Annotated in this window: 13 protein-coding genes; 1 reads left to right on the top strand and 12 read right to left on the bottom strand. The window is 72.9% G+C overall.

All coding sequences use genetic code 11. The features are described from left to right. The 8 genes from AC507J_RS14335 to AC507J_RS14300 form a co-directional block, all read right to left on the bottom strand. Positions 1-4,536, bottom strand: a 4,536-nt coding sequence (locus AC507J_RS14335; RefSeq protein WP_496289634.1) for an amino acid adenylation domain-containing protein, incomplete at its 3' end; no start/stop codon positions are given. Further along, positions 4,533-9,530 carry an amino acid adenylation domain-containing protein gene (locus AC507J_RS14330; protein WP_496289633.1) on the bottom strand — a complete coding sequence of 1,666 codons (4,998 nt, stop codon included), beginning with the start codon at positions 9,528-9,530 and terminating at the stop codon, positions 4,533-4,535. The genes AC507J_RS14330 and AC507J_RS14335, both read right to left, overlap by 4 nt. A gap of 52 nt (positions 9,531-9,582) precedes the next feature. Continuing rightward, on the bottom strand, positions 9,583-9,792 hold the full coding sequence (locus tag AC507J_RS14325) for an MbtH family protein (RefSeq protein ID WP_341716337.1): 210 nt from the start codon (positions 9,790-9,792) through the stop codon (positions 9,583-9,585). Continuing rightward, entirely contained in the window at positions 9,789-10,823 is a 1,035-nt protein-coding gene (gene sbnB / locus AC507J_RS14320; RefSeq protein ID WP_496289632.1) for a 2,3-diaminopropionate biosynthesis protein SbnB, read from the bottom strand. The genes AC507J_RS14325 and sbnB overlap by 4 nt, the downstream gene beginning before the upstream one ends. Further along, complete coding sequence (gene sbnA / locus AC507J_RS14315; RefSeq protein WP_496289645.1) at positions 10,817-11,785, bottom strand: 2,3-diaminopropionate biosynthesis protein SbnA; 969 nt, start codon at positions 11,783-11,785, stop codon at positions 10,817-10,819. The genes sbnB and sbnA overlap by 7 nt, the downstream gene beginning before the upstream one ends. 106 nt (positions 11,786-11,891) lie before the next feature. After that, positions 11,892-13,247, bottom strand: a complete 1,356-nt coding sequence (locus tag AC507J_RS14310; RefSeq protein ID WP_496289631.1) for a condensation domain-containing protein — start codon at positions 13,245-13,247, stop codon at positions 11,892-11,894. After that, entirely contained in the window at positions 13,244-13,498 is a 255-nt protein-coding gene (locus tag AC507J_RS14305) for an acyl carrier protein (protein ID WP_496289630.1), read from the bottom strand. Before AC507J_RS14305 ends, AC507J_RS14310 begins: the two co-directional genes overlap by 4 nt. A 30-nt stretch (positions 13,499-13,528) precedes the next feature. Then, positions 13,529-14,476, bottom strand: a complete 948-nt coding sequence (locus AC507J_RS14300) for a beta-ketoacyl-ACP synthase III (protein WP_496289644.1) — start codon at positions 14,474-14,476, stop codon at positions 13,529-13,531. A gap of 190 nt (positions 14,477-14,666) precedes the next feature. Here AC507J_RS14300 and AC507J_RS14295 point away from each other — a divergent pair, with 190 nt between their 5' ends. Continuing rightward, on the top strand, positions 14,667-15,554 hold the full coding sequence (locus tag AC507J_RS14295) for an SDR family NAD(P)-dependent oxidoreductase (protein ID WP_496289629.1): 888 nt from the start codon (positions 14,667-14,669) through the stop codon (positions 15,552-15,554). Here the strand turns inward: AC507J_RS14295 and fabG are convergent. The 4 genes from fabG to AC507J_RS14275 all read right to left on the bottom strand — a co-directional run bounded on the left by fabG (position 15,526) and on the right by AC507J_RS14275 (position 19,003). Next, positions 15,526-16,272, bottom strand: a complete 747-nt coding sequence (fabG, locus tag AC507J_RS14290; RefSeq protein WP_496289628.1) for a 3-oxoacyl-ACP reductase FabG — start codon at positions 16,270-16,272, stop codon at positions 15,526-15,528. The genes AC507J_RS14295 and fabG overlap by 29 nt on opposite strands. Continuing rightward, positions 16,265-16,726, bottom strand: coding sequence for a 3-hydroxyacyl-ACP dehydratase FabZ family protein (locus tag AC507J_RS14285; protein WP_496289627.1), 462 nt, complete (start codon positions 16,724-16,726; stop codon positions 16,265-16,267). Before AC507J_RS14285 ends, fabG begins: the two co-directional genes overlap by 8 nt. Continuing rightward, on the bottom strand, positions 16,726-17,094 hold the full coding sequence (locus AC507J_RS14280; RefSeq protein ID WP_496289626.1) for an ApeI family dehydratase: 369 nt from the start codon (positions 17,092-17,094) through the stop codon (positions 16,726-16,728). Before AC507J_RS14280 ends, AC507J_RS14285 begins: the two co-directional genes overlap by 1 nt. A 73-nt stretch (positions 17,095-17,167) precedes the next feature. Continuing rightward, positions 17,168-19,003: an AfsR/SARP family transcriptional regulator gene (locus tag AC507J_RS14275; protein WP_496289625.1), complete on the bottom strand. Its 1,836-nt coding sequence runs from the start codon at positions 19,001-19,003 to the stop codon at positions 17,168-17,170. Positions 19,004-19,111 lie beyond the last annotated feature (108 nt).

Below are 19,111 nucleotides of genomic sequence, written 5' to 3'. Positions count from 1 at the left end.
ACCGCCCAGGCGGCGCAGGGCATCGTGGCCGAGGTGGCGCTGGCTGGCCTGGAGGGTGAGGAAGCCGAGCCGGCTGAACACGCCGAGCGGGAACTCGGTGGGACTGTCGTCGATCGATTCGGAGTAGTCGACGTAGTCGGCGTCGATCTGGTGGAAGTCGTGGTAGCTGAACCGTACGTCGAGCAGTCGGGTGTCCTGGCCGATCTCCCGTTGCAGGGTGGAGAGCGGGTAGCGGCGGTGCGGCCACAGCTCCAGCTCGGCGGCGAAGGTCCGCCGGATCAGCTCCGCCCAGGTGGCGGGCGAGCCGTCGTAGCCGATCGGCACGGCGTTCAGGTGCATGCCGTACACCCGGTCCGCGCCGGCCACCTCGGGCCGGATGTTGCAGACCAGGCCGGTGTAGAACCGCCCCGCGTCGGTGAGCTGGCTCATCACCTTCAGGTGCGCGGCGAGCATCACCGACTTGAACGGCACGCCGAGGCGGCGGGCCAGGTCCCGCAGCGCAGCTTCCAGGTCTTGGAGCGGCACCCAGTGCTCGTGCTTGGCCCCTTCCGGCGCGTCGGCGTCGCCCCAGCCGGCCGGCAGGTCGTGCCGGGTCCGGCCGACAAGTGCGCGGCGCCAGAACTCGCGGTCCACGTCGCCGGTGACCGACCGACGCTCGGCGGCGACTGCGTCGGCGAACCGCACCGCCGGGGCCTGCCGCGGCGCCTCCGGCGCAGCGGCGCGGATCCGGTGGTACTCGCGGAGCAGTTCCATGATCAGTGAGTGGTAGCTCCACCCGTCGAGGATCGGGTGGCACTCGGTAAGGGTGAGCCACCAGCTGCCGTCCGGGCAGGTACGGGCGTGCAGCCGCAGCAGCGAGGGCCGGTCCAGGTCGAACAGCCGGTTCCGCTCGACGGCGATGAAGTCGCGCAGTTCCCGGTCCAGCTCGGCCGGCTCGGTGGCGGCGCTCTGGTCGTGGCCGACGGTCAGCTCGGCGGTGGCGTGCACCAGCTGCATCGGCACCGAGTAGCTGGTCAGGTCGAACGAGGTACGCAGCACCTCATGCCGCTGCACCAGCAGTGCCGCGGCGGCGCGCAGCGCGTCCAGGGAGAACTCCCCCTCGCCGCGCACCCGGTAGCTGGTCACGTTGTGGTAGTGGTTCTGCTCGGTGTCGGCGAGCAGCTCGACGAGCATGCCGAGCTGGCCCTGGGTGCACGGGTAGGCGTCCACCAGGCCGGCGGGCAGCGCGGCCCGGTCCGCCTCGTGCACCAGCTCGAACGGGGCGACCGTCGGCTCCGGCCCGGCGGCGGGCCGCGCGGTGAGCAGTTCGGCCAGTTCGGCGATGGAGCGTCGCTCGAAGAGGTCGCGGACCTCCACGTCGAAGTGTGCCTCGCGCAGCGCGCCGGCAAGTGCCACCGCACGGATGGAGTCGCCACCGAGATCGAAGAAGCCGTCGTGCACGCCGACCCGGTCCAGCCCGAGGGTGGTCGTCCAGACGTCGGCGAGCTGCTGCTCCACTGTGGTACGTGGGGCCACGTACGGGCGGTCGACGGCGGCCACCGAGCGGTCCGGGGTGGGCAGCGCGGCCCGGTCGAGCTTGCCGTTGTTGGTAAGCGGGATCCGGACCAGCGGCACGAACGCCGCCGGAACCATGTAGTCGGGAAGCGTCCGGCTCAGCGCCGTGCGCAGCTGCGAGGGCCGCAGCAGCACCGCGTCGTCGCCGGTCACCAGGTACGCGACCAGACGCTGGTCGCCCGCGCTCGGCTCGTGCAGCACCACCACGGCCTCCCGGACGCCGGGCAGGGCGGTGAGCGCCGCCTCGATCTCGCCCAGCTCGACCCGGTAGCCACGGATCTTGACCTGCTGGTCGGCGCGGCCGAGGAACTCCAGTCGCCCGTCGGCGTGCCGCCGCGCCAGGTCGCCGCTGCGGTACAGCCGGGACCCGGGCGGGCCCCACGGGTCCGGGACGAAGCGCTGCGCGGTCAGTTCGGGGCGGCCGAGGTAGCCTCGGGCCACGCCGGGACCGCCCACGTGGATCTCGCCGGGCACGCCGAGCGGCACCGGCCGGCCGTCGGCGTCGAGCAGGTAGACGCCGAGGTCGGCCAGAGGCTCGCCGATCGGGCTGGCCGTACCGCCCACCTCGGCGGCGGTGACCCGGTGGTGGGTGGTGTGCACGGTGGTCTCGGTGATCCCGTACATGTTGATCAGCTGCGGCGCGTCCAGGCCCCGGCGGGCCACCCAGGGCGCCAGCTCGGCGAAGTCCAGCTTCTCGCCGCCGAAGGTCACCACCCGCAGGGCGAGCCGGTCCACCCTCGGGTCCGCGTCGGCGGCCAGGCCGACCAGGGCGCGGAACGCCGAGGGCGTCTGGCTGAGCACCGTGACCCGGTGCGCGATCAGCTGGTCGAGCAGTTCCTGCGGTGAGCGGATCACCGCCCGGGGCAGCACCAGCAGCCGGCCGCCGTGCAGCAGGCAGCCCCAGATCTCCCAGACCGAGAAGTCGAAGGCGTACGAGTGCAGCAGCGCGAAGACGTCGTCCGGGCCGTACCGGTAGTCGTCGGCGGTGACGGTGAGCAGGCGCAGCACCTGCCGGTGCGCCACCGCGACCCCCTTCGGGCGGCCGGTGGAGCCGGAGGTGTAGATGACGTAGCAGAGGTTGTCCACCGCCATCGGCACGGCCGGGTCGCCGGCCGGCTGGGCGGCCAGTTCGGCGGCGAAGCCGGGGTCGTCCAGCAGCACCACGGTCCCGTCGAAGGTGGCGAACCGGTCCCGCGCGGCGGTGGTGGTCAGCACGATCTGCGCGCCGGCGTCGTCGACAATGAAGTCCAGCCGCTCGGCCGGCGAGGCCGGGTCGAGCGGCAGGTACGCCGCGCCGGACTTGAGCACGCCGAGCAGGGCCGGCAGCAGTTCGGGGCCGTGGTCGAGGTGGACTCCGACAAGCCGCTCCGGGCCGGCACCGTGGCCGCGCAGCCAGTGCGCGAGCCGGTTGGCGTCGGCGTTCAGCTCGGCGTAGCTGCGGGTGGTGTCGCCGACGGTGAGCGCCCCCGCCTCGGGTTGCGCGGCGGCGACCGCCTCGAACCGGCCGTGCACGGTGCCGGTGACCGGGTCGGCGCGGCGCGGCCCACGGGTCAGCAGGGCCAGTTCTGCCTCGCCGAGCAGGTCCAGCGTGGAGAGCCGGGCCGTCGGGTCGGCCGCCACCTGGTCGAGCAGCCGTACCAGGTGCGCGGCTACCCGCTCGACGGTGGCGGCGTCGAAGAGGGCGGTGGCGTACTCGAACCGGCCGCGCAGCCGACCGTCGGTGCCTTCCACTACGTGCAGGGTGAGGTCCACCTTGGCCGAACGCAGGGGCAGCTCGACCGGTTCCACCGCCAGCTCGCCGCTCCAGTCGCTTACCGGCGGGTCGGACTGGAGGGTGAACGCGACCTGGTAAAGCGGGGTACGGGAGAGGTCCCGCTCGGGCTCCAACTCGTCGACAAGCAGTGCGAACGGGGCATCGGCGTGGTCGAAGGCGTCCAGCACGGTGCGCCGGTTCAGCTCCAGCAGGCTGGTGAACTCGGGGTCGCCGCTCCACCGGCCGCGCAGCACCAGGTTGTCGATGCCGTACCCGACCAGGTTGCGCAGCTCCGAGCGGCTCCGCGCGGACGACACCGTACCCACCGCGAGGTCGGTGCGGCCGGTGTAGCGCGACAGCAGCACCTGGAAGGCGCTGAGCAGGGTGACGAAGACGGTGGTGCCGGCGGCGCGGGCCACGCCGCGCAGCGCGGCGGAGGCATCGGTGGTCAACGTGAACGGTACCGACGAGCCGTGCCAGTCCCGGATCTTCGGCCGGGTCCGGTCGGTCGGCAGCTCCACCGGGGTCAGCCCGGCGAGCTGATCGCGCCAGTAGCCCAGCGACCGGGTCACCGGCTCGTCGCGGAGTCGGCCGCGCTGCCAGGCGGCGAAGTCGGCGAAGTGCACGGTCGGTTCCGGCAGCCGGGATTCGGTGCCCGCGCGCTGGGCGGCGTACAGCTCGGCCAGCTCGCCGATGAGCACCGCCACCGATGGTGCGTCGCAGGCGATGTGGTGCAGTACCAGGGCCAGCACGTGCTCGTCGGCAGCCAGCCGGACCAGTACGGCCCGCACCGGCCACTCCCGCGCCAGGTCGAACCCGGTCGCCGTGGCCTCGTCGAGGACCGCGTCCAGCGCCGCCGGCCGGTCGGTCAGGTCGACCACCGGCAGCTCAACCTGCGCGGGCGCGTCGATCATCTGCACCGGTGCGGCACCGGCGAGCGCGTAGCGGGTACGCAGGATCTCGTGCCGGGCGAGGAGTGCGTCGAGGGCGCGGCCCAACGCGTCGACGTCCAGCCGGCCGCGCAGCCGCAGCGCCGAGGAGACCAGGTACTCGGCGCTGGTGGGGTCCATCCGGTTGAGGAACCACATCTGCTGCTGGCCGTGCGACAACGGCAGCGGAAGCGAGCGGTCGACGGTCGGGATCCGGTTGCGACGCCCGGTACGGCGACCGGCCAGCCGGCGCTGGACGAGTTCTTCACGCAGGTTCGGCTCGTTTGCGGTGCTGGTCATGCCGGGGACTCCTCGGATCGCGACAGGTCGTGGGCGAGATCGGCGTCGGTGAGCGCGTCGATTTCGGCCCGGATCAGGTCTTCGATGGCGACCGCCTGGGTGCGCACCGTGGGGTGCTCGAACACCAGGCGGATCGGCAGGTCGAGATCGAACTCCTCCTGGAGGCCGGCGACCAGCCGGGCGGCGAGCACCGAGTGCCCGCCGAGGAGGAAGAAGTTGTGGGTGGCACCGATCCGGGCGTCCAACAGCTCCGCCCAGCAGTCGGCGATGCGCTTCTCCACCACGCTCTGGGGTGCGACGAACTCGGTGATGTCGGCGGTGCCGTCGGTGAGTGCCGCGTCGAGCCGGCGGCGCAACGCCTCCCGGTCGACCTTGCCGTTGGTGTTGAGCGGGATCCGCTGCACCGGCACGAAGAGGCTCGGCACCATGAAGTCGGGCAACTGCCGGGCGCAGTGCGTGGCCAGGTCGGCGGCCTCGCCACGGTAGAAGGCGACCAGCCGGTCCTGGTGGGCGAGGACCACGCAGTCGCGTACGTCGGGATGTTGGGCCACGACGGCGGCGACCTCGCCGGGCTCGATCCGGTAGCCGCGGACCTTGACCTGGTCGTCCACCCGGCCGACGAAGGCCATCGTGCCGTCGGGCAGCCAGCGGCCCAGGTCGCCGCTGCGGTAGAGCCGGGCGCCCGGCGGGCCGAAGGGATCGGGCACGAACCGGTCAGCGGTCAGCGCCGGCCGGTTGACGTAGCCGGTGGCCAGGCAGTTGCCGCCGATGTACAGCTCGCCGACCGCGCCGACCGGCAGCAGCCGCATCGCGTCGTCCAGGATCCGCACCACGGTGTTCGCCATCGGCGCGCCGATCGGCACGATCTCGCTGTTCTGCGGGACCACCACCGGGTACGCCGACATGATCACGGTGGTCTCGGTGGGACCGTACGAGTTGATCAGGCCACCGGGGCCGAGCAGTTCCAGCCACCGGTTCGCCACCGACCCGCGCAGCACCCCGCCGGCCACCCAGAGCTGACCGGCCAGCCGCTGCGCCTGCGCCCGGTCGACCTGTTCGGCAAGCAATTCCAGGTGCGGTGGCGTCATGATGAACCGGTCGTACGGCCCGGCGGCCAGCAGCAACGCGCCGAGTTCGGTGAGGTCGAACTCGGGCGGCAGCAGGGTCACCGGCTGCCCGGCCACCAGCGGTCCCCAGAGATTCGAGATCGACAGGTCGAAGGCGATTGTGGAGAAGAGCGGGGCACCGCCGCCGGCCGGGCGTCCGCCCCGGTCGCCGAGCGCCGCGGTCTCCGTCGCGCAGGCCAGGAAGTTCGTCACCGCCGCGTGGGAGAGCAGCACTCCCTTGGGCCGGCCGGTCGAGCCGGAGGTGAACAGCACGTACGCCGGCTGCGCCGGATCGAGATGGCGGGGCGGGGTGCCGGTCGGTTCGGCGCTGACCATGAGCCGGTGGGTGTCCACCTGGAGGGTGGGTACCCGGAACCGGTCGGCGTAGCGCGAGTCGGTGACGGCGAGACCGGCGCCTGCCGTGTCGAGCATGTACCCGATCCGCTCGGCGGGGTACGCGGGATCCAGCGGTACGCAGGCCGCGCCCGCCTTCCAACAGCCCAGGATCGCGGCGACCAGGTCGGGTCCCCGGTCCAGCAGCACGGCGACCGCCGCGCCCGGCTCAATGCCGGAGCGGCGCAGGTGGTGGGCGAACTGGTTGGCCCGGCCGTCCAACTCGGCGTAGCTGGTGGTCGCACCGGTCTGGCGCAGCGCCACGGCCTGCGGGGTCGCCGCCCGGCGCGCCTCGAACAGGTCGACCACGGTGCCGGCGGGGCGGGGCACCGTCGGCCCGTTCCACTCGTGCAGCAGCCGGTGCCGCTCCTGCGCCGAGTACGGGTCGAGTTCGTCGAGGCGGGCCTCGGGCCGGTCGGCGGCGGCCCGGAGCAGCCGGACGAAGTGGTCGGCCAGCCGCCGCACGGTGGTCTCGTCGAAGAGCGCGGTGGCGTATTCCACGGCGCCGGCGAGTGAGCCGTCCGGTTGCGGCCAGAGGTGCATGGTCAGGTCCGTCTTGGCCACGGTGGCGGCCTGCCGCAGCGCGTCGACCGCCGCCGGGTCGTCGGCCATCCGGCCGGTGATCCCGCCCTCCTGGTAGTTGAGCATCGCCTGGTAGAGCGGGGTGCGGGAGAGGTCCCGCTCGCCGAGCAGGTCGTCCACCACCCGGTCGAAGGGCAGGTCCTGGTGGGCCAGGGCGGTGACCACCCGGGCGCGGACCTCCCGGACCGACCGTGCGAAGTCCGCCGCCGGATCCAGCGTGCAGCGCAGCACCACCGGGTTGAGGAAGACCCCGGCGATCTGCTCGACCTCGGGCGGCCGGTGCCCGGAGGTCGGTGTGCCGACCGGCACGTCCCACTGTCCGGTGTAGCGGGCGAGCAGGGTGGCGAAGGCGGTGAGCAGCGGTACGAACGGAGTGGCGGCGCAGCGCCGGGCCAGCTCGGTCAGGGCGGTGGCGACCTGCGCCGGCACGGTGAAGCCGAGCATCGCGCCGTGCGCGTCCCGCTCGGCGGGGCGCGGGCGGTCCAGCGGCAGCGCCAGCTCCGGCAACCCGGCCAGCGCCTCCCGCCAGTACGCCAGTTCCCGCTCGACGACCTCGTCGGTGAGCTGCCGGTGCTGCCAGACCGCGTAGTCGGCGTACTGCACCGGCAGCGGGGGCAGGTCGGCCGGGCGTCCGGCCACTTCGGCGAGGCAGAGTTCCCGCAGGTCCCGTTCGAGGACCAGGGCGGTACCGGCGTCGGAGGCGATGTGGTGCACGGCCAGCACCAGCAGGTGGTCGCGGCCGGCCGAGGTGGCCAGCCCGGCCCGCCACAGTGGTCCGGTGCGCAGGTCGAAGCCCTTGCCGAGTTGGGCCGCGACCAGCTCGGCCAGTCCGCCGTCGCTGACGTCGCGGACCAGGAGCGGGGCCGGTCCGGGCGGCACCATCTGTTGCCGGGGCACGCCGTCGGCGACCAGGTAGCGGGTGCGCAGCGGTTCGTGCCGGGCTTCCAGGGCGTGTAGGGCCGCCCGGACCTGGTCGGGATGGACGGTGGCGGGTAGCCGCACGTAGAGCGGGACGACCCACTCCTTGCTGCCCGGGTCCAGCTGGTCGAGCATCCAGAGCCGGTGCTGGGCGGCGGAGAGCGGCAGTGGCCGGTCGCGTCCCACCGGCAGCACGGGTGCGGCCGGCGTGGCCGCTGCCACCAGCCGGGCCTGAGCGGCCACGGTGGTCGCGGTGAGCAGGTCGCGCAGCGCCACCGCGCCACCCGCCGCCGCGCTGAGCCGGTTCTCCAGCAGCAACGTCTCCAGTGAGGTGCCGCCGAGCTGGTAGAAGTCGTCGTCGACGCCGACCTCGTCGACGCCGAGCAGCTCACCCCAGATGGCGGCGACGGCGCGCTCCGCGCTGCTGCGCGGTGCCCGGAACGCCGACCGGTCGACCGGTTCGATGGCTGGCAGCGCGGACCGGTCGATCTTGCCGCTGGCGGTGAGCGGGAACTCCGCGACCGGTTGGAAGACGGCGGGTATCAGCGCCTCGGGTAGCCGGCCGAGGCAGAAGGCGCGCAGCTGCGCCGGGGTGGGCGCGGGCCGGCCGGCCACGTACGCGGCGAGCTGCCGGCGGCCGGCCGGGTCGGTGTGCCCCACCACCACGGCCGCGCGGACGTCGGGGTGGGCGGCGAGCACCGCCTCCACCTCGGCCGGTTCGATCCGTACGCCGTTGATTTTGAGCTGGTGGTCGACCCGCCCGACGAACTCCAGGCTCCGGTCGGCCCGCCAGCGGACCTGGTCGCCGGTGTAGTAGAGGCGGGCGCCGGGCGGCCCGTACTCGTCGGGTACGAACCGGTCGGCGGTGAGGTCGGGCCGGTTCAGGTAGCCGCGACCCAGGTTGGCCCCGCCGACGTAGAGTTCGCCGACCACGCCCACCGGCACCGGTCGCCGGTCCGCGTCGAGCACCTGGAGCCGGACGTCGGGCAGCGGACGCCCGATCGGCACCGGTCCGCTGTGCTGCTCCGGGTCGACCGGGTGGGCCGTCACGTCGATGGCGCACTCGGTCGGGCCGTAGGTGTTCCAGACCCGCACGTCGGGCGTGACCGCCAACCGCCGGCACAGCTCGGCGTGCAGCGGTTCGCCGGCCGAGAAGATCAGCCGCAGGCTGGTGCAGTCGGTCCAGCCGGGTTCGTCGACCAGCCGCCCGTACACCGACGGCACGCCTTGGAGGACGGTGATCCGGTGCCGGGCGACGGCGGCGACGAGGGCGGCGGGGTCACGGTGCGCGCCGGTCGGGGCGAGCACCACCGTGCCGCCGCTGGCGAGGGGGGCGAAGAACTCCCAGCCCGCCGCGTCGAAGCTGACCGAGGTCTTCTGGAGCACCCGGTCGGCGGGGCCGAGGTCGTGTTCCCGGATGGTCCAGGTGACCCGGTTGCCGATGCCGCGATGGGTGATCTGCACCCCCTTGGGGCGGCCGGTGGAGCCGGAGGTGTAGATGGCGTAGGCGACGGAGTCCGGGTCCGGTGCCGGTACCGGCGCGGTGGGTGGCGCGGCGGCGATCCGGGCCCGCTCGGTGTCCAGGCAGACCACCCGGGCGGGTGCCGCCTCGTCGCGCAGCGTGCTCTCGGTGAGCAGCAGGTCGACGCCGCTGTCGGTGAGGATCGCCTGCCGCCGCTGCGCCGGATGGGTGGGGTCCAGCGGCAGGTACGCGGCGCCGGCCCGCCAGATCCCCAGCAGCGCGACCACCAGGTCGACGCCACGCTCCAGGTTGACCGCGACAGGCGTTTCCGGGCCGACGCCGAGGTCGGCCAGGTACTGCCCGAGCTGGTTGGCCCGCCGGTCCAGCCCGGCGTAGTCCAGCCGCTCGACGTCGCCGCGGACCGCCGTGGCCGTGGGGGTCAGCGCGGCCTGTCGGGCGATCAGTTCGGAGAGGGTGCCCGCCCCCGGGGTGGCGGCTGCGGCTGCTGGCGCCGCCAGCGGGACGATGCTCATCGGTGCTCCTCCTCCAGGGGACCGGGCGCGGGCGTCTGGTCGGGTCAGCCGGTCAGGCAGATGCCGCCTGGGCGGCCATCCGCTGGCGCAGGCTCAGCGGTCGCATGTCGGTCCAGATCTCGCCGATGCGGGCCAGGCACTCCTCGCGGGTGCCTTCGGTGCCCTCGGCCCGCCAGCCGGCGGGCAGCTCCCGGTCGGTCCACCAGACCGAGTACTGCTCCTCGTCGTTGAGCACCACGCGGTAGCTGCGGTCGTCGGTCATAGCCACTCCTTCGGTGATCCGGTGGACGCCACGGTGGCGCCCGGCACGGGTAGGAAGTCGTCGACGCGTACGCCCAGGCCCCGCCGGGCGGCGGTGGCGCGGACGTGTTCGGCCAGGACGAGGTCAAGCACCCCGAGGCCGAACGGGGACACCACCACCGGTACGTCGTCGGCGGGCAGCCGGACCCGGCCGTCGGCGAGTTCCGCGATGGTGGCGGTGATGAAGTCCCGGCCGCCGGTGAGCTGCTCGGCCAGGTGCAGCGAGGTGCGTTCGCGGCAGACGTGGTCGGCGTCGTCGACCACGTTGCGGGCCGTCAGCAGCGCCTCGGGACGCAGGTCGCGCAGGGACAGGTGCAGCAGCACCGCGCCCGGGCGGCAGGCGTCCAGATCGAGGTGGGGTTCGGTGGCCGTGGTGGCGATCGAGACCAGCCGATGCGCGGCCAACGCCTCCTCGGCGGTCCCGACCACTGTGGTCGGCACGCCGGGTAGCAGCGCGCGGGCGGCCTCGGCGAAGGCCGCGGCCCGGGGCCGGTCGGTGTCGAACAGCGTCAGGGCCGGCGGCGGGGTGACCGTTTCGGCCACGAACCGCAGCACCTGCCGGTTGATCAGGCCGCAGCCGATCAGGGCCAGGCCGTCCGGGCGACGGTCGGCGGTGAGCAGGCCGGCCGCGAGTGCCGCGCTGGCCGCGGTACGGCGGGCCGAGACGATCGACCCCTCGACCAGAGCCACCGGGTGGCCGGTGTGCATCGAGTTCAGCACGATTGCGGCGCTGGCCCGGGCCAGGCCCAGGTCCAGGTTGCCGGGGAAGGAGGAGATCCACTTCATCCCGGCCACCGGCGGGTCGGTGCCGAGGTAGGCGGGCAGGCCGATGACCCGGTCGCGGGGTCGTTCCGGGAAGCGTAGGAAGACCGAGTGCGGCAGGCTGCTGCGGCCCTGCCCGTGCAGCAGGTACGCGTCCCGGACGAGCGCCACCACCCGGGCGTCGTCGCCGTCGAGGATGTCCCGCACCACGCGCTCGCCGATGATCAGCATGACTCGTCCTTCCACAGATGGGTGATCTCGCCGAAGTGCCGCACCACCCATTGATCGGAATAGATCGTGTCGAGGTAGCGGTCGCCGTTGTCCGGCAGGATCAGCACGGCGGTGGCACCCGCCGGGAGCTGCGCGATCCGCCGACGCAGCGCGGCGACGGTGGCACCGGAGGAGCCGCCGGCGAGGATGGCCTCCCGGTTCAGCAGCAGCCGGCACCCGACCACGCAGTCCAGGTCGGAGACGTGCACGATCTCGTCCGGTGCCGCCTGGGCCGCCAGCGGCGGCACGATCGAGGCGCCGTGCCCGGGGATCAGCCGGGATTCCGGCTGACCGCCGAAGATGGCGCTGCCCACCGCGTCCACCGCCACCACCCGGGTGGTAAGTCCCGCATCGCGCAGGTATCCGGCGCAGCCGACAAGCGTCCCGCAGGTGCCGGTGGAGCAGAACAGGTAGTCCACCTGCCCGTCGAGCGCGGCCACGATCTCGGCCATGGTCCGCCGCTGGGCGGCGGCGTTGAGCGGGTTGGCGTACTGGTCCGGGCGGTAGGCGTACGGGATGCGCTCGCACAGCTCGCGGACCCGGCGCTGGCGCACGGGCAGGTACTCACCGGTGACCGGGTCGGGCTGCTCGACCATCTCGATCTCGGCGCGGTACGCGGTCAGGATCGCCAGGTTCTGCCGGGTGGTCTTCGGGTCGACCACGCAGATGAACCGGATCGCGTAGTACGCGCAGACCTGGGCCAGGCCGATGGCGAGGTTGCCGGAGCTGGACTCGACGACCACCGAACGGCCCGGCACCAGCTCCCCGGATTCGATCTTGTCGCGCAGCATGCTCAGCGCGGTGCGGTCCTTGATGCTGCCGCCCGGGTTGAAGCGTTCGAGCTTGACGAAGATCCGGGAGGGGGACTCCGGAAACAACCGGACCAGCTGTACCAGCGGGGTGTTCCCGACCGTCGAGAGGATGCCCTCGCGCACCGTTCCTCCCTCCACAAGTGATCTTTTAGTGCCACGAAGTTGTCAAGCGGCGCTATATCGCCCCTATACCGGTGCGTGATCGCCGTCGCGCCGGCTAGCGCGTGCCGAGCGCCAGCAGGTCGCGCAGTTCCGTCTCGTCGACCATCGCGGCCCGGGAGACCACCGTCTGCGGTGCCGTGCAGGCCACCCGGAGCAGTTGGATGAAGTGCCCGGCCAGCCGCTGCACGGTCGGCTCGTCGAAGAGGTCGGCGTCGTAGCCGAACTCGGCCTCCAGCCGGCCGTCGTGGTGCTCCGTGAGGGTCGCCGAGAGGTCGAACTGGCCCTCGTCGTAGGGGATGTCCAACAGCCGGATCCGGTGCCCGGCGAAGGGGTGCCGCCCGCTGGCGAAGTCGTCGCCATGCTGGTGAACCAGCAGGCTGACGGTCGCTCGCACCACCGGCTCCTGGTTGCGCCGGCCCGCCTGGACCAGCGGGAACGGGTAGCCGGCGTGGGCCACGCTCCCGGCCACCTGCCGGCTCGCGGCGGCGATCGCCGCGGCGAAGGTGGTGTCCGCGGCGAACGACGCGCGCAGCGCGATCGTGTTGACCAGCAGTCCCACCACCCCGCGCAGCGCGCGGCCCCGACGCAGCGAGGCGGGACAGCCCACGGTGAACTCGGCCAGTCCGGTGTAGCGGTACATGGTGGCCTGGAACGCGGCGAGCACCACGCTGTACGGGGTGACCCCGGCCGCCGCCGCAGCCCGCCGCAGTTGGCCGGCGAGGTCCTCCGGGAGTGCCCGGCTGAACGCGCCGCCCCGGAACGAGCGCACCGGTGGGCGGGGCCGGTCGGTCGGCAGGGTCACCGCCGTGGCGCCGTCGCAGACGCCGTTCCAGTACGCGCGCAGCCGCTCGCCGCGCTCGCCGGAGATCGCCGCCTGCTCCCGCGCCAGGAAGTCGTCGTAGCTGCCGGTGACCGGCGGCAGCGCCACCGGTCGCCCGGCCTGCAACGCCCCGTACGCCTCAGCCAACTCCTGCCACACGATCCGCTGGGAGTGGAAGTCGGTGGCGATGTGGTGGATGACCAACATCAGCACGCAGTCGGTCCGCCGCAGCAGCAGCGCCACCCGCATCGGGCCGTCCTGCCCCAGTCGCAGCGGCCGGTCACCGAACTCCTTGCAGCGGCTCAGCAGTTCGTCGTCGTCCAGGTCCGGCACGTCGAGGACCTCGACCTCGCCGGGAAGGTCGGGGTCCACGATCCGCACCGGCCCCTGGTCCGTCTGCACGAACCGGGACCGGAGCAGGTCGTGTCGGGAGCGCACCGCCGTCATCGCCCGGCGCACCAGGTCAGGATCGAGTGCCGGCTCGACGCGCAGGCCGTGCACCACGTTGCTGGCCGGGCTCTCCGGCGCCAGCCGGTGGATCAGCCACAGCGCCCGCTGCCCGACCGACAACTGCCGGACGTCCTCGGTCACACCGAGGACCTGGCGGCGAGGACGAAGTTGGTCAGGTCCTGGACCTTCGCGAAGTTGCCGACCTCCTCGTCCGGTACCTCCAGATCGAAGTGGTTCTCCACGGCGGCGAGCAGGTCGACGAGCTTGAGGCTGTCCAGGCCGAGGTCGACGAAGGTGTCCTCGGGGCTGATCGTCCGGTCCACGTCCTCGGTCATCAGCTTGCGGGTGAGCCGCACGACGTCTACGGAAACCTGGTCCACGGTCATGGTCATGGTGCTGTTCCTTTCGAGGAAATGAGGTGGTCAGGGCATCCGGATGAGCTGGCCGGCGTAGGCGAGGCCCGCCCCGAAGCCGAGCAGCAGCACCCGGTCGCCGGGGCTGGTGCGGCCGCTCTCGTACAGCCGGCTGAGCGCCAGCGGCACCGAGGCGGCCGACGTGTTGCCGGTGTCGACGACGTCCTTGGCGACCTTTTCGGCCGGGATCTCGAGGATCTCGGCCAACTGGTCGATGATGCGCAGGTTCGCCTGGTGCGGTACGAACCAGTCGATGTCCGCCAGTTCGACACCGGCGGAGGCGCACACCTTGCGGGCCACCCTCGGCACGTTCTTGGTGGACCACCGGTAGACCAGCGGGCCGTCCATCTTGGCGAACTCGCGACCGTTGGCGTCCCACTTGGTGCCGAGGATGTCGGCCCGCCGGCCGTCGCTGCCCCACACCACCGGGCTGATGCCGTCGGTCTGCGCCGGGGAGACCACCGCCGCGCCCGCGCCGTCGCCGAAGATGACGTACGTGGCCGGGTCCTCCGGGTCGATGAACCGGCTCAGTTGTTCCGCCCCGACGACAAGCACGTTGCGGGCGCCACCCACCCGGATCTCGTTGGCCGCGATCCCGATCGAGTACGCGAAGCCGGCGCAGGCGGCGTTCAGGTCGAACGCGCCGGTGGCGGTGATGCCGATCCGGCTGGCCACCTCGGGTGCTCCGCCCGGGATGCGGTCCTTCTTCGTCGCCGAGGCGAGGATGACCAGGTCCACGTCGGCCGGGTCGACGTTCGCCATGGCCAGCGCCTTGCCGCCGGCCTCGGCGGCCATCATCGTCACGGTCTCCTCCGGCCCGGACCGGTAGCGCGACCGGATGCCGGTCCGCTCCTCGATCCATTCCGGGGTCACCCCGGTCTCCTTGGCGATCTCCTCGTTGGTGATCAACCTGCTCGGCCGGTACGCCCCGAGCCCGGTGATTGCCGCGCCAGTCATCTGTGCCATCGCTCCCTCCGCACCACGTCGGTCGGTGTCCTGGTGGCACCGTCTGGTGGGAGTGTTCGACGGCCTCCTCATAACTTCTCTACATCGCCTCCGGTATGGAAAAGAGATAGCCCGCACCGCGACCGTCCGGCGGGAGCCGGGTCGCCACCGGGGCGGCCCGCCGGATCGAGAGGGTGCGTGGATGAAGGATTTCCGGGGCAAGGTCGCCGTCGTCACGGGAGCTGGTTCGGGGATCGGTCGGGCCCTCGCCGTCGAGCTGGCCGCCCGGGGCGCCCGGCTGGCCCTCTCCGACGCGGCGGAGGATGGCCTGGCCAAGACGGCGGCGAGTTGCGCCGAACGGGGTGCCGAGGTGCGCAGCTACCGGCTGGACGTCACCGACCAGGCTGCGGTGCAGGAACACGCCAAGTTGGTCCGCGCCGACTTCGGCGGCGCCGACCTGGTGATCAACAACGCCGGGGTGAACCTGCTGGCCTCGGTGATCGAGGCCAGGTACGAGGACCTGCGCTGGGTGCTCGACGTCGACTTCTGGGGCGTGGTGCACGGCACCCGGGCGTTCCTGCCGCTGCTCGTCACGTCCCGGGGGCACCTGGTGAACATCTCCAGCATGTACGGGCTGACCACCGCGCCGGCGCAGTCCGCGTACAACGCGGCCAAGTTCGCCGTTCGCGGCTTCACCGAGGCGGTGTGGCAGGAGATGCGGGTCGGCGGGGTGCCGGTGACGGTCAGCTGCGTCTACCCCGGCAACGTACGCACCGACATCTTCACAAGCGCCCGGACCGGTCGAGGGCTGGGCTACGAAGGGGTCCGGGAGCGCTTCGCCCAGGAGGCGGCGACCTCGGCCGAGCAGGCCGCCCGGCTCATCCTGGCCGGGATCCGGCGCAACCGACTGAAGATCATCGTCGGGTCGGACGCCCGGCGGGTCGACCTCTTCACCCGGCTGCTCGGCACGCTCTATCCGAGGATCACCGCACACCAGGCCCGGACGCGGGCGAGCCGGCTCCGCCTGGAGGTCATGCGAAACCGGCTCGCCGCGCAGCGGCTCAGAACGTCAGACCACCGTCAACCGTGACCACCTGACCGGTCAGGTAGGAGGCCCGCCCCGACAGCAGGAAAGTCACCACCGGGGCGATCTCCTCCGGCTGGCCGAGCCGGCCGAGGGCGGTCCGCTGCCCGACGCCCTCGGTCAGCCCGGCGGGCAGGTCATTGAGCATGTCGGTCTCGATGAACCCCGGCGCCACCGCGTTGACCCGGATCCCGTACGGGCCAACCTCCTTCGCCAGGGCCTTGGTGAAGCCGATGATGCCGGCCTTGGACGCCGAGTAGTTGGTCTGGCCGGGACTGCCGGTGATGCCGGCCACCGAGGAGACCGCGACGATGGCCCCACCGCGCCGCCGCATCATCCGGCGGATCGCCGCCCGGCACACGTGGTAGACGCCGCCGAGGTTGACGTCGATCACCGATTGCCAGTCCTCGTCGGCCATCATCGCCACCGGCCGGTCCCGGATGATCCCGGCGACGGTCACCACGGCGGCCACCTCGCCCAGGTCCCGCTCCACGCCGGTGACGAAGTCGCGTACCCGGGCCGGGTCGGCGACGTCCACCTGACGGGCCAGCACCCGGGCACCGGCCTCGCCCGCCTCCGCGGCCACCTTCTCGGCGGCCTGCTGGTTGCTCTGGTAGCAGAAGGCCACGTCGTACCCGTCGGCGGCGAGCTGCCGGACCACGGCCCGGCCGATGCCCCGGGACCCGCCGCTGACCAGCGCGACGGGGCGTCGGATCTCACTCATGTGTTGGCTCCTTCACCTCGGATGTGCGGGCCGGGCGCAGCGCGGCGGCCGGGCGCACCGCGCCGACCAGCCGGCCGACCCGCATGACCACCTCGGAGCCGACCAGGCTCTCGCCCTGGACGAAGCCGGTGTCGGCGATCAGCCGGATCAGCTCCACCCGGTGCTCGACCGTCTCGCCGGGGCGCACCGGCCGGCCGAAGCGGATCTCCTCGAAGGCACCGGCGACCGGCACCCCACCGGTCAGCACGTCGGGCAGCGGCCGGTCGTGCCGGATCAGCACCAGCGCGGCCTGCCCCCACGACTCAAGCAACAGCACGGCGGGCAGCGGCCGGGTCCCGGTGACCGTGTAGCTGCCCACCAGCCGGCGCCGGGGCAGCAGCTCGCTGACCCGGTCGACCAGTAGCATCGGTGGCCGGTGCGGGATGAGCCGCCGGATGTCGTCGCCGTCGAGCATCACGCGCCTCCGTTCTGGTAGCGCAGCACCACCTCGGCGGCGGGGGCACCGGCCACGGTGATCGTGCCGCGGCGCGCCCCACCGTCGTTCCGGACGGTGATGACCAGCTCGTCGTCGAGGTCGATGGTCTGGAGGAACCGGCAGGAGACCAGTTCGATGAGAACCGCTGCCGGCGTGGCCGCGAGCACGGTGCGGTGCACGTACTCCACGATGTACACCCCCGGCAGCAGTGGGAAGCCGGGATAGTGCCCGGCGAAGACCGGGTCGTTCCGGTCCGGCCGGACCCGGGCGACGAGCTCGCCGCCGGTGTCCTGGGTCAGGTCGATCCGCGCGGTGGTCGCGCACTCGGGCGGGATCAGGCTGCTCACCAGCTGACCGTGCCGGCGTCGGCTATATCTTCTCCATACCGCCGACCGGCGGCCCGACGCGACCGGCGGCCCGTCAGGCGGGGACGCGCGACAGGTCCGCGAGCGGGAAGCGGCCGGCCATGGTCCGGCGGTCCACCGGATCGGCCTTCTCCCGGGCGAAGACCCGCACCAGGTCGTGGAAGCGGTGTCGCTGCCGCCGCGCGCCGTCCGAACCGGCGATCTCCAGCAGCCGGGCGTCGACCAGGCTCTCGGCCACCTCCTCCCCCACCCGGTGCGGCACGCCGAGCACCCGGGCGGCAGCCCCGATCGGGAACTCGGCAGTCGCCAGCAGGGCCAGCCGGCGCAACGCCACCTGGCTCTCGGCCGCCAGCTCCTGGTAGCTGCCGTCGATGCGGGCCCGGACGTCCAACGTCCCCAGCCGCAGCTCGTTGAGGCGGAACCGTTCGTCGGCCAGCCGCTGCGCGAGGTAGTGCAGCGACCAGTGCGGGCGAGCGATGAGCCGGGCCGCGGCCACCCGCAGGCCGATCGAGAGCCGTCCGCACAGCTGCACGATCCGGTGTGCGGCATCGGGCTCAGCGGCCACCCGCCGCGCGCCGACGATCGTGGCGAACAGTTTCAGCGCCTGCGCCGGATCGAGGATGCCCACCTCGACCCGGGTGGCGCCGGGCAGCTCGGAGAGGCGGCCCCGGCAGGTCAGGATCACCCGGCACGACGGGTCACCGGGCAGCAACGGTCGGACCTGTGCATAGCTGGCGGCGTTGTCGAGCACCACCAGCACCCGGCGACCGGCCAGCTGGCTGCGATAGAGGCACTCCCGTTCGTCGAGCCGTCTCGGGATGACCTGCTCGGCGTTGCCCAGGCCACGCAGGAACCAGCCCAGCACGTCGCCCGGGTCGATGGCGTTGCCCCGGGTGCCGCCCAGGTCGACGTAGAGCTGCCCGTCCGGGAAGTCGCCGCGGGACAGGTGGGCGGCCCGCAGCGCCAGCGCCGTCTTGCCGACACCGGCCATCCCGGTCAGCAGGGTTCGCGGCGGTGCGGAGGGCGACGGCTCGGCGAGCAACGCGACCACCTCCCGCAGCTCCTCCTCCCGGCCACAGAAGTCCTGCGCACCGGGCGGCAGCATGGCCGGGCGCACGTCCCGCCAGCCCGACTCGTCCCGGGACGTCACCTCGGCGGGCGGCCCGGGGCGGGCCAGCACCGTCCGGTACGCCTCGGTCAGGGCCGGCCCCGGGTCGACGCCCAGCTCGTCGGCGAGCGCCCGCCGGCCCTCGTGGTAGACCGCCAGTGCGTCGGCCTGGCGGTCGCAGCGCAGCAGGGCGGTCATCAGCAACCCACGCAGCTGCTCGTGCAGTGGCTGCGCGGCGACCAGGTCGGTCAGCTCGGGCACCAGCTCGGCCTGCCGCCCCAGCATCAGATCGGCCCTGATGCGGTCCTCCAGGACCGCCATCCGCGCCTCGGTCATCCGGTGCGCCTCCGCCTCGGCCAGGTGCTCGGTGACGTTCGCCAGCGTCGTGCCGCGCCACAGCCCCAGGGCCTCGTGCAGGCAACGGGCGGCCTCCTCGGGCCGGCCGGCGCGCAGCGCGTCCCGGCCCAGTGCGGCCAGCCGCTCGAACTGCTCGAGGTCGAGTCGGCTCTCCCCCAGCCGGAGCACGTACCCGGACCACTGCCGGAGGATCTCCACCTCGGCACCGAGGTACTTGCGCAGCCGGGAGACGTAGTTGTAGAGCTGGGCGGCGAAGGTCGCGGGCGGGTGCTCGTCCCAGAGCAGCTGGCAGAGCTGGGTGTCGGAGACGTTGCGTCCCCTGGCGAGCAGCAGCGCGGCCAGGACGGTGCGCTGTTTGGCACCATCCAGCGGGATCTCGGCACCGTCGCGCCAGGCGCGCACCGGCCCCAGTACGCAGAACTCCACAGTCGCTCCGATCGGGTCGCCGTCGACAGGTCGGAGACTCGGCCACCGGCGCACACCGGCGCATGTGTACCCGACACCCAAGTTCCGTCGCCCGGCCACGCGGGTCGG

This window comes from Micromonospora sp. PRAS1 (assembly GCF_059553435.1).
The sequence above is the reverse complement of the archived record's forward strand: the minus strand, read 5'-3'. Positions and strand labels throughout refer to the sequence as shown.

Excerpts from the sequence above, each read along its gene's own strand:
- fabG (WP_496289628.1), bottom strand. The coding sequence starts at position 16,272 with ATGAGTGAGATCCGACGCCCCGTCGCGCTGGTCAGCGGCGGGTCCCGG.
- AC507J_RS14305 (WP_496289630.1), bottom strand. The coding sequence starts at position 13,498 with ATGACCATGACCGTGGACCAGGTTTCCGTAGACGTCGTGCGGCTCACC.
- AC507J_RS14325 (WP_341716337.1), bottom strand. The coding sequence starts at position 9,792 with ATGACCGACGACCGCAGCTACCGCGTGGTGCTCAACGACGAGGAGCAG.
- AC507J_RS14300 (WP_496289644.1), bottom strand. The coding sequence starts at position 14,476 with ATGACTGGCGCGGCAATCACCGGGCTCGGGGCGTACCGGCCGAGCAGG.
- sbnB (WP_496289632.1), bottom strand. The coding sequence starts at position 10,823 with ATGCTGATCATCGGCGAGCGCGTGGTGCGGGACATCCTCGACGGCGAC.
- AC507J_RS14295 (WP_496289629.1), top strand. The coding sequence starts at position 14,667 with ATGAAGGATTTCCGGGGCAAGGTCGCCGTCGTCACGGGAGCTGGTTCG.
- AC507J_RS14330 (WP_496289633.1), bottom strand. The coding sequence starts at position 9,530 with ATGAGCATCGTCCCGCTGGCGGCGCCAGCAGCCGCAGCCGCCACCCCG.
- AC507J_RS14285 (WP_496289627.1), bottom strand. The coding sequence starts at position 16,726 with ATGCTCGACGGCGACGACATCCGGCGGCTCATCCCGCACCGGCCACCG.